Annotated in this window: 11 protein-coding genes; 9 read left to right on the plus strand and 2 right to left on the minus strand. The window is 40.1% G+C overall.

What is annotated here, in order from left to right:
* Positions 1-321 precede the first annotated feature (321 nt).
* The 5 genes from ACESMA_RS11945 (at position 322) to ACESMA_RS11965 (ending at position 3,952) form a co-directional block, all read left to right on the plus strand.
* A complete protein-coding gene (locus ACESMA_RS11945) occupies positions 322-768 on the plus strand; it encodes a hypothetical protein (RefSeq protein ID WP_372949052.1) in 447 nt (148 codons plus the stop codon).
* Between the two features lie 15 nt (positions 769-783).
* On the plus strand, positions 784-1,356 hold the full coding sequence (locus ACESMA_RS11950) for a hypothetical protein (RefSeq protein ID WP_372949053.1): 573 nt from the start codon (positions 784-786) through the stop codon (positions 1,354-1,356).
* Positions 1,353-1,538 carry a hypothetical protein gene (locus tag ACESMA_RS11955; RefSeq protein ID WP_372949054.1) on the plus strand — a complete coding sequence of 62 codons (186 nt, stop codon included), beginning with the start codon at positions 1,353-1,355 and terminating at the stop codon, positions 1,536-1,538. The genes ACESMA_RS11950 and ACESMA_RS11955 overlap by 4 nt, the downstream gene beginning before the upstream one ends.
* Before the next feature lie 235 nt (positions 1,539-1,773).
* Positions 1,774-2,673 carry a fructosamine kinase family protein gene (locus ACESMA_RS11960; protein ID WP_372949055.1) on the plus strand — a complete coding sequence of 300 codons (900 nt, stop codon included), beginning with the start codon at positions 1,774-1,776 and terminating at the stop codon, positions 2,671-2,673.
* 130 nt (positions 2,674-2,803) lie between these two features.
* Positions 2,804-3,952, plus strand: coding sequence for a pyridoxal phosphate-dependent aminotransferase (locus ACESMA_RS11965; protein WP_372949057.1), 1,149 nt, complete (start codon positions 2,804-2,806; stop codon positions 3,950-3,952).
* Here ACESMA_RS11965 and ACESMA_RS11970 read toward each other — a convergent pair.
* The gene (locus tag ACESMA_RS11970) at positions 3,930-4,445 is read right to left on the minus strand and encodes a nitroreductase family protein (protein WP_372949058.1); all 516 of its coding nucleotides are present in this window, start codon (positions 4,443-4,445) and stop codon (positions 3,930-3,932) included. The genes ACESMA_RS11965 and ACESMA_RS11970 overlap by 23 nt on opposite strands.
* 270 nt (positions 4,446-4,715) lie before the next feature.
* Between ACESMA_RS11970 and ACESMA_RS11975 the strand changes: the two genes are divergently transcribed.
* Positions 4,716-5,186: a hypothetical protein gene (locus ACESMA_RS11975; RefSeq protein WP_372949060.1), complete on the plus strand. Its 471-nt coding sequence runs from the start codon at positions 4,716-4,718 to the stop codon at positions 5,184-5,186.
* A 49-nt stretch (positions 5,187-5,235) separates the two neighbouring features.
* Here ACESMA_RS11975 and ACESMA_RS11980 read toward each other — a convergent pair whose 3' ends face one another.
* On the minus strand, positions 5,236-5,439 hold the full coding sequence (locus ACESMA_RS11980; RefSeq protein ID WP_372949061.1) for a hypothetical protein: 204 nt from the start codon (positions 5,437-5,439) through the stop codon (positions 5,236-5,238).
* 202 nt (positions 5,440-5,641) lie between these two features.
* Here ACESMA_RS11980 and ACESMA_RS11985 point away from each other — a divergent pair, with 202 nt between their 5' ends.
* From ACESMA_RS11985 to ACESMA_RS11995, 3 genes are all read left to right on the plus strand, one after another.
* Entirely contained in the window at positions 5,642-9,778 is a 4,137-nt protein-coding gene (locus ACESMA_RS11985; RefSeq protein ID WP_372949062.1) for a two-component regulator propeller domain-containing protein, read from the plus strand.
* Between the two features lie 145 nt (positions 9,779-9,923).
* Positions 9,924-12,224 (plus strand): fasciclin domain-containing protein, encoded by a 2,301-nt coding sequence (locus ACESMA_RS11990; protein WP_372949063.1) that lies wholly within the window; start codon positions 9,924-9,926, stop codon positions 12,222-12,224.
* Positions 12,225-12,270: 46 nt separating this feature from the next.
* Positions 12,271-15,510, plus strand: a complete 3,240-nt coding sequence (locus ACESMA_RS11995; RefSeq protein ID WP_372949099.1) for a SusC/RagA family TonB-linked outer membrane protein — start codon at positions 12,271-12,273, stop codon at positions 15,508-15,510.
* Positions 15,511-15,514 lie beyond the last annotated feature (4 nt).

Raw genomic sequence — 15,514 nt, forward strand, 5'->3', positions numbered from 1 at the left:
AAAAAACTGGATGCCCTGTATGAGTTCGACCGCGAACCGGTGAGTAAAAATGCACTTCAGGGAATTGGTAATTTTTTGGGAACCTATGCCGGCGAGCACGTGGCCGGAACCGGTTTGTCATCGGGATGCTTTTTGTGGCTCATGGCGTAAAGGTTAGCGACATGTTTGTGGGCGGTTTAATCGGTAACATTCTGGCGGTGCTCAGTTGGGCGTTTATTACAGCGCCTATCGCAGTCAAGGTGCGTTTATCACTTTACTGGCAGCTCAAAAAAATCTTTGGGGTCCGTTTTGGTTTTCCTGTATAACATTGTAAATGCCCTGATGTTTTGTTTTTTGGCCGGAGCCATGGTAGCAGTTTCGGCTACTGCTGTTGGTATTCCGTTTAATGTGGAAATGCCCACGCTGAGTGATTTGTACCCTTCGAGCCTAGGCTGGGTGGTCACTGTTTTTACCGTTGGAGCCGTGATTACCACATTTGCCATTTTGGGTTTTGAAAAGCTGGCGCGGTTTTCCAAAGTGGCGACACCCTGGATGTTTTTCATTTTTGTAGCTGCTGCCATTTCCTCGTTTCCCCGATTGGGAGTTGAAACCGATCTGAGTAACTTCTGGGAAGTAGCCCGTACAAAAATATGGAAAGGTACGGCATTGCCCGGTCAGTCGCAGTTTACTTTATGGCATGTTATCTTTTTTACGTGGTTTGCCAATGCGGCCATGCATCTGGGAATGAGTGACCTCACCCTGTTTCGCTACGCTAAAAAATGGCAGTAAGGTTTTGCTTCGGCAGTGGGAATGTTTTTAGGGCATTATGTGGCATGGATTTCCTCGGGTATTTTATATGCCGCCGCCACCAGCGACGCTCCCGGCGAAGTGGCTTATCAGGCTATAGGAATTGCCGGTGCGTTGTGCGTGATTGTAGCGGGCTGGACAACTGCAAATCCAACGCTCTACCGCGCCGGACTGGCGTTGCAGGTGGCATCTCCGGGGTGGAGTCGCTGGAAAGTGACTTTACTAGCCGGATTGATTACCACGCTGGCTGCGCTGTTTCCTGCATTAGTTATGAAATTGCTCGATTTTGTTGCGCTTTACGGCCTTGTGCTTATCCCGATGGGTGGAGTCATTTTTGCTGATTTCTATTTGATGAAAAAATTCAGTTTGAAAGATTATTATGCAGAACGAATGAAAATCAATTTCAACTGGGCAGCCGGCCTCACCTGGTTTATATTGCTGTGTGCTGCGCTGGTGATGAATCAGGTAGTTGGCGTTGAACTGTACTTTCTGCCTTTGCCCGCCTGGGTACTTGCGGTAGTGCTATTTGTATTGCTGAGTAAAATTTATCAGAAAAAAGGTGTGCTATGAAAAGGATACTTCAATTTATATCATTGGTCGGACTTTTAATGACCATTCTTCCACCTATATTTTTCTTTTTGAGAAAAATCAGCCATTCTGTTCAGAATTTGTTGATGCTGCTGGGGGCAGTAATTTGGTTCGGAAGTGCTATTTTTTGGCTGGGAAGCAAAGCAAAAACCGAAGAAACTTAAGTTGTCAATTATATGATTCTGCTGAATGACCGGTTGATTTTCAACCCTTTCAGGGTTGAGGAGAACGGAGATTCGCCTAACCGTAAATTTTATTTACGGCTACTGTTATTCAATCCCCTCAGGATTGTGAAGTCAACTGAATACAACAACTGGCAGGTTCAACATTATTGCTGATAATTAATTCAATTTTGGTAATATTACAAATCGATAAATGAATTAACCGGATTGTTGTATTATGAATTTTTTTCAAAACAATAAAACTATTTTAAAGGAAGTTGAATCCCACCTTTCAGAAAAACTGGGAGCAGATGTAAAAATTCAATCGTCGGATTTTTTGGGAGGCGGTTGTATAAATCATGCATCGAAAATTGAAACAAATGCAGGCACCTTTTTCCTGAAATGGAATGGAAACTGCATGGCCGATATGTTTTTGCGGGAGGCCGAAAGTTTGGAGGAATTGCGGAAAGCAGCCAACGATCAACTGGTTGTTCCGGAGGTTTTTGCAGTCAAAAAAGTGGATGCTTCTCCCGGATTTCTGGTACTGAAATACCTGGAGCCTGGTTACGATGCCGGAAACTCAGATGAAATTTTGGGCCACGGGCTGGCCACCATACATCAATATACTGCCGGAAAATTTGGTTTTTACCACGATAACTATTGCGGTAGCACAACACAAAATAACTCCCCAAAAACCAACTGGGCTGAATTTTTCAGAGACAACCGGTTGGGTTTTCTGCTGAATTTGATTCAAAAAGAAAGACCGCTTCCGGCAGGTGAAATGCAGGTGTATGACCGGTTGCTCAATAAAATCCCGGAACTTGTACCAAAGGATTCTGTGCCGGTACTTATTCACGGCGACTTATGGTCGGGGAACTACATGAACACTTCAAGTGGACCGGCACTTATCGATCCGGCATCGTATTATGCCGACCGTGAAATGGAAATGGGCATTATGACCATGTTTGGCGGATTTTCGCAACAGTTTTACCATGCTTACAACGAAGTAAATCCGCTTCCTTCTGAATGGCGTGAGCGAAACAGACTTTACCAATTATATCATGTATTAAACCACTATTATTTGTTTGGCGGTGGTTACCGAAGCCAGGCGCTGCAAATTGCAAAAAGTTATATTTAGGGGGGAAGTCGGAAGCGGGAAGTCAGAAGTTGGAAGATGGAATTTGGAAGACCGAAGACGGGAGACCGAAGTAGGAAGTAGGAAGCGTGAAGTTGGAAGATCAAAAATAAAAATCATAAAAAAACCAAAAATGTTGTCAGATAGGGCAAAACATATTTCTCCGTTTATTGTAATGGAGGTGCTGGAAAGGGCCGCTGAAATGGAACGGAAGGGAATTGATGTGGTGCATCTTGAAGTGGGCGAACCCGATTTTGATGTGCCTGAGTGCATTTCAAAAGCTGTTAAGCAGGCTTATACTGAAGGAAGAACGCATTACACCCATAGTTTGGGCGATCCGGAATTACGTGAAGAGTTGGTAAAAAGATATGAAAGGGAATATGGTGTCCATGTTTCACCTGACCAAATTCTTGTTACCTCAGGAAGTTCGCCTGCTATATTGCTTGTTTTAGGTGTTTTGTGCGATTCTGGCGATGAGGTTATTCTGTCTGATCCGGGATATGCCTGTTATCCCAATTTTATGCAGTTTTTGGGAATTAAAGCGGTAAAAGTGCCGGTTTACGAGGAGGATGGTTTCCAGTACCGGCCCGAAGAAATTTGCAAACGCATTTCGGATAAAACAAAAGCTATAATTATTAACAGCCCCATGAACCCGACCGGGACTCTTTTATCGCCGGAAGTGATGCAGAAACTGGCCAAATATGATGTTCCCATTATTTCAGATGAAATTTACCATGGGCTGGTTTACGAAGGCAGGGCACACTCCATGCTTGAGTTCACAAAAAATACATTTATTCTGAATGGTTTTTCGAAACTTTTTGCCATGACCGGGCTTCGGCTTGGGTATGTAATTGCCCCAAAAGAGTATATCCGGCCTTTACAAAAATTTCAGCAAAACCTTTTTATTTGTGCAAGCTCTGTTGCCCAGCGGGCTGGTATTGCTGCATTACGTTCAGCAAATGAGGAAGTTTTACTGATGAAAGAAACCTATAACCATCGAAGGAAATATATGGTTGATCGGCTAATAAGTTTGGGATTCGATATAAAAGTGGCGCCAACCGGTGCTTTTTATGTGTTTGTAAATGCAAAACATTTATCATCCGATAGTTACAAACTTGCATTCGATATTCTGGAAAAAGCGCACGTTGGCGTAACCCCGGGAATAGATTTTGGCGAAAACGGAGAAGGTTTTTTACGGTTTTCTTATGCCAATTCGGTTGGAAATATTGAAGAAGGGTTGAACAGACTGGAACGATACCTCAAAACTTTTCCCAGTGAATAATCTCCTCCAGTAATTTTCTCTTTTTTTTGGGAAATTCTTCATTTTCCGGGTAACCCAGTGGAATCATGGCAACAGGCTCAATGTGTCCCGGAAGTTTTAATGCTTCGGCACAACGCTGTGTATCAAAATTGCATACCCAGCAGGTACCCAGTCCCAAATCGGCAGCCTGAAGCGTAATGTGATCCACGGCAATGGCCACATCAATTTCTGCTGAATCTTTACCGTCAATATTTCTTTTCCACGATTGAGAATGGTCGGCACACGCAATGATAATAACCGGAGCAGTTCTAAACCATTCGCGGTGATAGGTGAGATGAATTTTGGCCAGGTTTTCGGGTTGGGTTACCACAATAAAATGCCAGGGTTGAAAATTTACCGCCGACGGCGCCAATCGCGCGGCTTCCAAAACCTGTTCAAGTTTTTGGCTTTCAACAGGTGTACTTTTATAGTTTCTAACCGAATAACGCCGGGTTATTAACTGGCTAAACCTCATTTTTTTACATTATTTTTATTAAAAGATGTTTTTCAAAATGAAACCGAAAATTATTCTTTTCAAATGAAAACACTGCAAATTGTACTATTAAATTTCAAATATTCAAAATTTTTTGATTGAAAATAGCTTTTTAAAATTAGCAAGAAAAAATGAAGAATCTGCATGCTGTTTTAGAACAGATGTTTTTCATGTAACGCTTCCTTAATTTGCACGTCATTTATACAAATAAGTTCAAAAACAAAACTATTGTTTAATTAAAATTTAAAGACCATGAAAAAATTAAAGATGTTTAGTGCATTTGTTGTTTGTTTTTTATTTGTAGCATTTTCGGTTCATGCAACAGGTTACCGAACCGGGTTTAATGATTACCAAATTGAAGAGGTTGAAAATCTGAATTTGGGAAAAAGCGTTGAAAAAGTCTGGAGCCTTACCTACAAAGGTAGCGAAAACCCCGTGACAGTTATTAAACGCCATACTTCAGATGGTGCTGTTTACGTTGTAAATTCCAAGTTTTTCGAAGTGTGTTATGGATCTACCTCCAAAGGTTTTGGAACCCGCACGCTAAAAAGGTCATGGAGCAGTGTCCCGTCTCAGATTAACGAAGTGGTAATTAATCCTGAAGAAATGAAAAAGCAGCAAATCATTACACCTAAAAAAATTGATGATGGGCAAGCGTTAGGTTTAATTGCAAGTTATTTGCCCGGATTACTAAACGATCAGTACACGCATCTGTTAAATTAAGCAGCAAAAATAAGCAGAGTGAGTAAAACCGCGGAAAACCGCGGTTTTTTTATATACAACCGCAAACCAATCCGTCGGCCAAACTGTCCAGGTATTCTTCAACTGTCTTTTTTTCTGCATCGGTTCCTTTGCATTCCAGGCAAACCGGCAAATAAACTTCCTGATTTATTTCGAAATTTTTTTCCGAAAGTGGCTTCTTGCAAACAAAACAGATTTTAATATTTTTCCCCATAGCACAAAAAAAGTCTGGCAAAAATAAAAATATTTTCAACCATTTTTCATGATCGTAATAATTCATGAGAGGCAGCAAATGCTACTTTAATGCTATTTTCAAACAATGCAACAAATCATTCATTTTTTGATGTTGCAGAATATTTTGAAAGATATGTTGTAGAATATAATTTTGGAATGAATGATTTTTTATGTTTGTGCGTATGAAAAGTTGTATCATCTCAATGCTAACTATCCTCCTTTTTGCTGCAGATTCTTTTAGCAGTGACTTTCGGTATATTCGCACTGAAGATGGGTTAACTGACGGGGAAATCAATTCTATTGTACAGGACAGCACAGGAAATATGTGGTTTGCAACATGGTCGGGGCTTGTTAAGTACGATGGTTATTATTATGAGCTTTTCCGTCCAGAGATTGGAAATCCACATAGCCTTCCTGAAAAGAAAATTAAATTGTTATTTGTTGATTCACAGGATAATTTATGGATAGGCACGTCAATGAATTTATGTCGCTACAATAAGTATGACAAATCATTTTATACATATGATTTTGAAGGCATTCCCCACAAAGGAGTCAATATTATTGGTCTTTCAGAGTTGAGTGGAAACCTTGTGGTGCATGCTGTTGACGGAATTTACCTCCTTCCGTTTTCAGAAGCAGGTAATCCGCATTTTATCATTCCAAGGTTTCAAATTTTGCTTGGAGGTGTTCCTTATAACAATTACATCAATTATTCGTCCACTATTAATAAGGAGCAACTTGTTTTGGTAAGCTACAATTCTGAAACTTCAAGCCAGATATTTTTTGCCACACTTAAAAAATTTGAAAACAGAAATTCGATTCATGTTGATACCGTACTGCAAATAAATGATTTGGTGAATGATATTAATTGGGTCCCAGGTGAAAATTCACTTTATTTTGCTACTACAAAGGGACTAATGCCCTTTTCACTTGGGAAGTTACGGTTTGTTGACAGAAGTATTTTTCCCGGAAAAGATATTCAAAAAATATTTTATGCCAGCAATCACAGGATTTATGCATCCTTACCCGAACCCAGGCTTTTATATCTTGATTTGCACACCGGCTTAACGGGTGAATACCAATCAAACCCAATTATTCCCGGAAGTCTTCTTGATAATGAAATTCATTCAATTTATGAGGATTTCTCAGGAAATTTATGGATTGGACATCAGGGTCAGGGTTTAAGTATTCTAAATCTATATCAAAAAAAATTCCAGTCTTTTAAACGTGATCCCTTTAAACAAATTTCTTTGAATTCAAACACAGTAATGTGTTTTGAAGGAACGGAAAATGAGATAATAATTGGTTGCAGGAGCAATGGTTTGAATATTATTTCCAGAAACCAGATAGATGATAATAAAATTGAGTTTCAGACCATACCGTTAAAACAAAAACAAAGTCCAGGAAATATTAATGATGGCATTTGGGATATTGCCAAACAATCGGATTCACTTTTTTGGGTTGGGACTGAACTGGGATTGTATCGGTTATCCAGAAACAGGTTAGGCTGGAAGCTTGATCCGTTTGATGGAAATCCGGGAATAACGCACTCCATTCGTAAAATTTTTATCGATTCAAATAACAATATCTGGTGCGGAACCCATGGATTTGGATTGATTTTTATTCCCAATTTACAGCGAAATCCTGATGGTATTAGTTATCAGTATAATTCCGTGGAAGATAATCCTGAATCGTTATCCGACAATGTTATCCTTGATATTTTTCTGGATAACAAAAAGCGCTTTTGGGTGGGAACCAACTTTGGATTTAACAGGTTGATAAGTGATTATGATAATTATGATTTGTCGGGGAAAAGCAGGCCTGATTTGACCTTTAAACGATATATTGCTGAAAAACCGTTGGCAAATTATTTAAACAACAATGAAGTCAACTCTTTTTTTGAAAATTTTGACGGAACCTTGTGGATTGCCACCCAGGGTGGCGGAATTAATATTCTGGACCCTGAAACAGACAAATTCCATCACCTAACAACAAATAATGGCCTGCCTTCAAATGATATAATTGGAATGGTGCATGATGAGGACGGGAACTTGTGGATTAGCACCATCAAAGGATTAGTGAGATACAACAGGTTTGAACGGAGTCCGTATTTTACCGTTTTTAATGCGGCAGATGGCATTCAGGGTGAAACTTTCATGATTAACTCTTTTTACAAGGCAACAGACGGTCAATTGTTTTTCGGAGGAGATAAAGGTTTCACCAGTTTTTATCCAAAAGAAATCCAGATAAACGAAATTAAACCCAAAATTGCCTTCACGGAACTTCGCATTCGAAACAGGATTGTGGAGATAGGAGATACTCTGTATCGTAATGAAATACTGGAAAAATCCATTAATGTGAAAAATAAAATCACCCTTCCATACAAAAATAATGTTTTTAGTATAGGTGTTTCAGCGTTGCATTTTCAACATCCCGAAAATAACAGCATATTTTATACACTTGAGGGTTTTCACGATAATTGGTTAACAGTTCCGGCTTCATTGCGATATATTTATCTTTCCAATGTACCTCCCGGGACATACAGACTGCGGGCACGTACAATCAGTTCGGACCGGATTATGTCTGATGATGAAAAAAGTTTGATAGTCGAAATTACACCTCCGTGGTACCGTACCTGGTTTGCATTTATTTTGTATGGAATTGTTGTGGTGGCTTTAACATTTGGATTTATTTTCGTGCTGGTTAACAGGCAAAAACTCATTTACCAAAAGAAAATTGATAAACTAACCATCGAAAACAATGAAAACAAAATGATGTTCCTGACCAATATTGCACATGAACTGAGAACTCCTTTAAGCTTGATTATTGCTCCGGTTGAAGATTTGGTGACCAACTTACAGGTTGATTACCAGTGGAAAAATCATTTACAGCTCATTTCCAGAAACTCACATTATTTGCTAAGGCTCATTAACCAAATCATCGATTTTAGAAAGCTCAATGCTGGCAAACTTACTTTTCAACCTCAACAGGCTGATATTGTGAGAGTAGTGAAAGATGTTGTATTGAATTTTAAAGGTTTTGAATCCTCCAGAAACATCAGCCTGCAGGTAAATATACCATCAGAACCGCTTATTTTCTCTTTCGACGTCCAGAAGATGGAAGAAGTATTGTATAACCTTATTTCAAATGCCTTTAAGCACACTCCTGACAACCATTCGATTGTGGTTAGCCTATCTTTTAAAGAAAAGCATGAAAGCGATAATCATGTTTTAATTACGGTGTTTAACGAAGGAAAGGAAATAGAGGAATTTGAGAGATCCAAGATATTTGAGCGATTTTATAAAATAGATGATAAATCTGAAGGCGCCGGAATTGGATTGTCATTCGCCAAGTCGCTGGTTGAAATGCACAGTGGAACAATTGACGTAGAATCAATATCAGGGAAAGGGGTGGCTTTTTATGTGAAATTACCTTTTGTGAAAACTGAAAATGTGCACCAAAACGAATCTTTGATTACGGACAAAACCGGCTTGAATAAAGTTCCAACTGTTCAACAAGAAACAACCGGAATTGAGAAAAACGAACATACTATATTGATTGTTGAAGACAATGCTGAAATCGGCGAATTTCTTGTAAGTGTTTTTTCCAGAAAATACAATTGCCTTTTTGCTTCAAACGGTGAGGTGGGATGGAAACTTGTGCAGAAGCAATTTCCCTCAGTTATCATTACAGATGTAATTATGCCCAGGATGGATGGTCTGGAGTTATGCAAAAAAGTGAAGGAGAATCGTGAAACATGCCACATTCCGGTACTTTTACTTACTGCCAAAGATTCGCCGGAGCAAGTTGCTGAAGGATACACTGTTGGGGCCGATTCTTATGTAACCAAACCTTTTGACGTAACACTACTTGTTTCTCAAACCGAGCGTCTTATTAAAAACCGGATGCTGATTAGGGAAAAATACAGAACCCAGAATTTCATGGTTGAGGTAATCACTGGAAATATCACACGCGACGAAGAATTGGTTCAGGAAGTGAGAAATATTCTGGAAAAAAATATTTCCGATCCAGAGTTTAATGTGAATAAGCTATCGCAGGAACTTAATATTAGTACTACACAACTCTACAGGCGGTTAAAGGAAATTACAAATTATTCACCTGTGGAGTTTATACGAATTGTAAAGCTGCAAAAAGCTTATGGCTTGCTGAGTAAAAGGAGCAATACAGTTAAAGAAGTTTGTTATCTGACCGGATTTAATAATATGTCATACTTTATCAAGTGTTTCCGCGAACAGTTTGGGGTTACCCCGGCCTATTTTCGTGACAACGGACTTATGAAAACAAAAATAGAAAAAGTAACAGATTCAGTTAAAAACTGATAATTTTGTGACAAACACAATTATTATCCGGGTAATGTATGATTTGTGTTATTGTTGGCTGAATTTGTAATACAATGTAAATGGCATTTTTTATATGTTTGGCCGCTACAAAAAGAGAGAGTTTTATTATTAAATAATAAATAAAATGATTAGGATTAAACCAATTTTTCTGCCTTCATTTTGGGCTTTGATACTATTAGTTTATAGTTGCCAGGAAGATTTGGGCAAATATGAAAGACCCGATTGGCTTGCCGGGAAGCTTTACACCCAAATTCTTGAGCAGCCTGAACTTTCAACTTTTGCCCGCTGTGTTGAGCTTACCGGGTACGATCAGTTGATTAATGTTTCGGGTAGTTATACCGTGTTTGCCCCTTCCAACGAAGCATTCAATGCGTGGTTTGCCAGCAATCCTGCCTACAATTCAGTTGACGATATTCCGTTACCTGAACTTGAGCGGCTTGTCAGGTATCATATTGTACAAAACCCCTGGTCAAAGCAACAGCTTCGTTCACTTGATGTTTATGGCTGGATTGATACGCTGGACATAAACAATAACCAACCCAAAGGGTTTAAGCGCGAGACCTTGTTATTTGAAAGAGACAGGAAATACGGTGTTGTTTATCAGGACAAGGGTTTCCAGATTCGGGATACTTTACAGGCAAGCCTGCACCGCAGGGTTTCTACCGATTCGCGCAAATTTGCTCCGATATTCTTTAGCGAATATTTTAATATTTACGATTTGACTTCTTCTGATTATGAATTTTATTTTAACAGGCCTTTTGGAGGTTCCAATGATATTCATTATGCAAACGGACGTATTATAAGTGATGAAATTTTTTCTGAAAACGGATTTGTATATATTATTGACCAGGTTGTTGAGCCCCTTAAAAATGCTTACCAGTTTTTAAACGATGAAAGTTCAACCCAGCAATACACTCATTTCCGTGACCTGGTAAATATTTTTCCCCGATTTGAATACAATCAGCAAAAAACTTTTGCCCAACCAGGAGCCGATTTGGGTTTGGCTGTTGATTCCCTGTTTGACCTTACTTTCCCTCAGTTGGCATTTGATGTGACCAGTGAACAAACCAAACCGCCAACAGGAACTTTTGGATTACCTCAAAATGTATCTATCCGTTATCATCATGGGTTAATGGCTCCAACAAATGAAGCTTTTGAAAATTTTGTGCGCGATTATATACAAATACCAAGAGGATGGGGGACATTAAACGGAGCACCTCCGCATATAAAAAGAATAATTGCCAACACCTATCTTTCGGTTAATCCAATATATCCCAGCGATATTGAAAAAGGATTCTATAATGGCGAGCTGGATATCGTGCAATTGGATGAGAGTTCAATTGTTCAGAAAGAATTTGGCAGCAATTCCACATTTATTGGTTTAAATGAGGCAATTGTCCCAAGGGCATTCAGTAGTGTAACCGGACCGGTTTACCTGCAGCAAGGGTATTCAAAAGTGATGTATGCAATTGAAGAAGCCGGCCTGCTTCCATCTTTAAAAAGAAGAAACCAGGATTACATGTTCTTTGTGGAATCAGACCTGAATACTTCCCTCGATTCATCCTTGATTTACGACAGACCAAACAATCAGTTTTCAGTGTTTTTAGTTACCCAGGGAGGATTTACCCAATTTTCACTGACAAAAAACGATCTCAGGATGCTTCTTCTTAACCACATTGCTTCTGCACAACCAAAAGGCTTTGCAAGGAAGGAGTTTATTCCCAACCTGGCTGGTAACTTTATTATTGTAAATAACGAAACCGGTGAAGTTTCAGGCACAGGCACCACGACAATAGGTTACAGGGGAACTATTCCCGCTCCAGAATTTCCACGGGTTTTGAGTGACGAAACGGATAATGGCACCACTTATGAAATACAAAACTGGTTTAGTTTTACGAGTTCTACAATATTTTCAAGAATTTCCACCGAGTTTCCAACATTCCACCAGTTAATGCGAAAAGCCGGTCTTTCACTCGATCAGCAGTTCCGTTACAACTTCGTTTCCAATAATGAGTTTTATACCATTTTTGTACCCAGTAGCGAAGCCATTCAGGAGGCCGGGTTGAATTCACTTCCGGTTGATGAGTTGCGCCAGGTGCTGTTGTTGCATTTTATTCAGGGTGAATTGATATTTACCGATGGGAATAAACAACCAGGTTTTTATGAGACTGCAAGAATAGATGAAAAATCAACACCTTTTTCCAATGTATATACCCAGTTGTATGTTGAACCAGGAATTGATGTTATCCGATTCAGAACCAAAGAGGGAGGACTTTTTACTGAAATTCCCGAATCGCAGATTACCAATCGGCTTGCCGGTGTTAGCCTTGGAACCGGTCAGGAAGTTTTTCCGAATTCCTTTAACAATGCCGTTATTCACCAAATTGACAAGGTGCTTAATGTGAACGAAGTAGATACTCAATAGATTCAAATTGATTTCATAATATAAAAACCTAAGGTTTGTGAACAAGATGAAAAAAATCAGGATTACCATAATTTTTATTGCAGCACTTTGTAGCTTCTTAATTACAAATGGCCAGGAACGAACAATTTTGAGGGGCAGGGTCATCGATAAAACGGACAAATCAACCATTATTGGAGCCAATATAGTTGAGTATGATAATGAAGATCGTGTGGTGAATGGAACTATTACCAACGTAAACGGCGACTTTGTGCTGCAAATGGCAAACCCGGCAAATACTGTCAGGGTAAGTGTAATTGGTTATAAACCGCAGGAAATTCAAGTTGATCCAACCAAAACCATAATGGTTGAACTTGAATCTTCTGATATTGCACTTGGCGAGGTTACAGTTACTGCCGAGGCCCGTTCTGTAAATACGCTTACCAATATTGAAGACAGGGATAAAGCTTCTTCTTCTGTAAAAGTAGATTTAATGGACATGCAGGATGTGGGTGTGCTTTCGGCTGCAGATGCCCTGCAGGGAAAGGTTAGCGGTCTTGATATTATTGCAGCTTCAGGTGACCCGGGTTCTGGTTCTCAGCTTGTAATTCGTGGTCTTAGCTCAATGGGTAACAGTCAGCCATTAATAGTTATTGATGGAGTTCCGCAATTCAGAGTATCAAGTAATTTCGATTTAAGTTCGGCTGATACGGAAGATATTAGTAACTTAATTAACATTGCCTTGCAGGACATTAAATCCATTGAAGTTTTAAAAGATGCTGCCTCAACTGCCATTTATGGTTCCCAGGGCGCCGATGGTGTATTGCTCATTGAAACACATAAAGGTCGCATGGGTAAAGTGCAGTTCGATTACCAGTATAAAAACAGCCTTAATTTTCAGCCACCGGCAATCCCAATGCTGAATGGCGATGAATACATTATGCTGCAACTGGAAGCCTGGCACAACGCCCGTGGTGTTTTTGACATTCCTCAGGAAATTGCCTACAACCGCGATTATGTAGATTTTTACAACTACTCGCAAAATACCGACTGGATTAAGGAAATTACCCAGGATGGCATGACCCACGACCATTATTTCAGTATATCGGGTGGGGGAGAAAAAACCAGGTATTTTACTTCATTCAGTTATGTTGATGAAGGTGGTACTACCATTAATACAAGTGCACAGCGTTTTTCCACCCGGGTAAATCTCGACTATTTCCTTTCACGCAACCTGCTGTTCCAGGTGAAATTTAATTATAACTCAAACACTACCGAAGGTAATGTCAGTCTTGATGGCAGAAACATCAGGGAAATGGCATATATTAAATCGCCAAATATGAGTATTTGGGAATACGATGCCTATGGAAACCTTACAGGAGAATATTTTACTCCTATAAACAGTTATCAGGGCAATGGGGTTACCTATTTTAACCCGGTGGCTGTGGCAAATCTTGGAATGAACGACAGGGTACAGAACAGCCTGGAAAATACGTTTTTGTTGCAGTACAGGTTTAACGACTGGCTCCTTTTCCGCGAAACCATTTCATTCCAGTATCAGGGTCAGAAATCGAAAAACTACCTGCCTTACAATGCCATTGGCGCCGACTGGCTGGCATGGAACGTGAACAAGGCGGAAGAAGGAAACAATTTGAACCAGAGCATCAGAACCGAATCGCAGATTGCATTCAACTCACCTTTTGCCAATGAAGACCACCAGCTTACAGGTGCGGTTACGTGGATTACAGATCAATCGGGATTTGAATGGATGAGTATTCAAAGTAACCGTACTCCAAGTACAGATATAAAAGACCCGGCCATTGATGCTCAGATTAACTGGATTGGAACTGGTTCGGGCGAAAGCCGTATGCTTAGCGGATTGTCCAATGTGAATTATAAATTCCTTGACAGGTATATGTTGCAAACCATTCTCAGGGCCGATGCCCACTCTTCATTCGGTAGTAACAACAGGTGGGGGTTGTTTAAAGGTTTATCACTGGGATGGAGGTTTTCCAGCGAACCGTTCCTGAATTCGCTCGACTGGCTGGGTGAAAGTATGCTGCGCGCAAGTTGGGGCGTTGCCGGCCGGCAGCCCGGCGATGTTTATGCCCGTTTTGCAACTTACGAATCAACAGGTACAGGAAGTTACATGACGAACCCTGCAATTGCACCAACTAGTGTTCAGTTGAATAATCTGAGATGGGAAACCATTACCTCATACAATGCCGGTTTTGAATTAAGCCTTTTTAATGACAGGTTTTATCTGGAAAGTGATATTTACCGGAAAGTAACTACTGACATTCTTTTTGGTGGCACCCGGGCACAGGATTATTATTTAATTCCCACCTCTTCAGGATATGATGGCCTGAAATATTTAAATGGAGGTAAAATGACTAATGTTGGCTGGGAATTGATGCTCGACGGAAGAGCCGTGCGTACCAAAGACTGGCTGGTTTCATTTAACTTCAATACATCGCAAAACATAAATACCTTTAATGAACTTCCGGAAAACTTTAATCCGGAACGCTCAACATCAATTGGAAACGGACAATATCCACTGCGTGTTCAGGAAGGTGAACCCATCGGGTCTTTTTTTGGATTCAGGTATTTAGGCGTTTGGGCAAGCGACGAAGACGTAATTGCCCGCGATGTTGAGGGAAATATTATCCGCGACAGCCAGGGAAGACCCATTCCGCTGCGCTATACAGATTCCTACACATTTAAGGGCGGCGATCCCATTTACGAAGATATTAACCACGATGGTAAAATTGATCTGAACGATGTGGTTTATATTGGTGACTCAAATCCCGATTTCATGGGTGGTTTCGGAGCCAATTTAAGATATAAGAATTTTGACTTTTCTGCAGCTTTCCATTACCGCATCGGTTTCGATATTATTAATGGTGTTGCCCTTCAAACCGAAGGTATGAACAACCGGAACAACCAGAGTAAGGCTGTTTTGAGCCGCTGGCGCGTACAGGGACAGGATGAGCCGGGTATGTTGCCCAAAGCTTACATGAACCATCCGGCTAACAACCTGGGTTCCGATCGTTATGTTGAAAAAGGCGACTATGTGCGTTTAAACAATATTAAAATTGGTTACCAGTTGAGCCAGGAAATGTGTAACAGGTTAGGTGTAAGAAAAGCAAACTTTACCCTGAGTGCCCGTAAACTGTTTACTTTTACAAACTATTCAGGACAAGATCCTGAAGTTGGGCAGGATGCAAGTAACCCATTCTGGATTGGTGTGGATAATGCCAATACGCCTCCGCCAAAAATTGTGACCATTAGTGTAGCTGTTGGATTTTAATACA

It is taken from the genome of Mariniphaga sp. (assembly GCF_041687215.1).
Classification (GTDB): Bacteria; Bacteroidota; Bacteroidia; order Bacteroidales; family Prolixibacteraceae; genus Mariniphaga.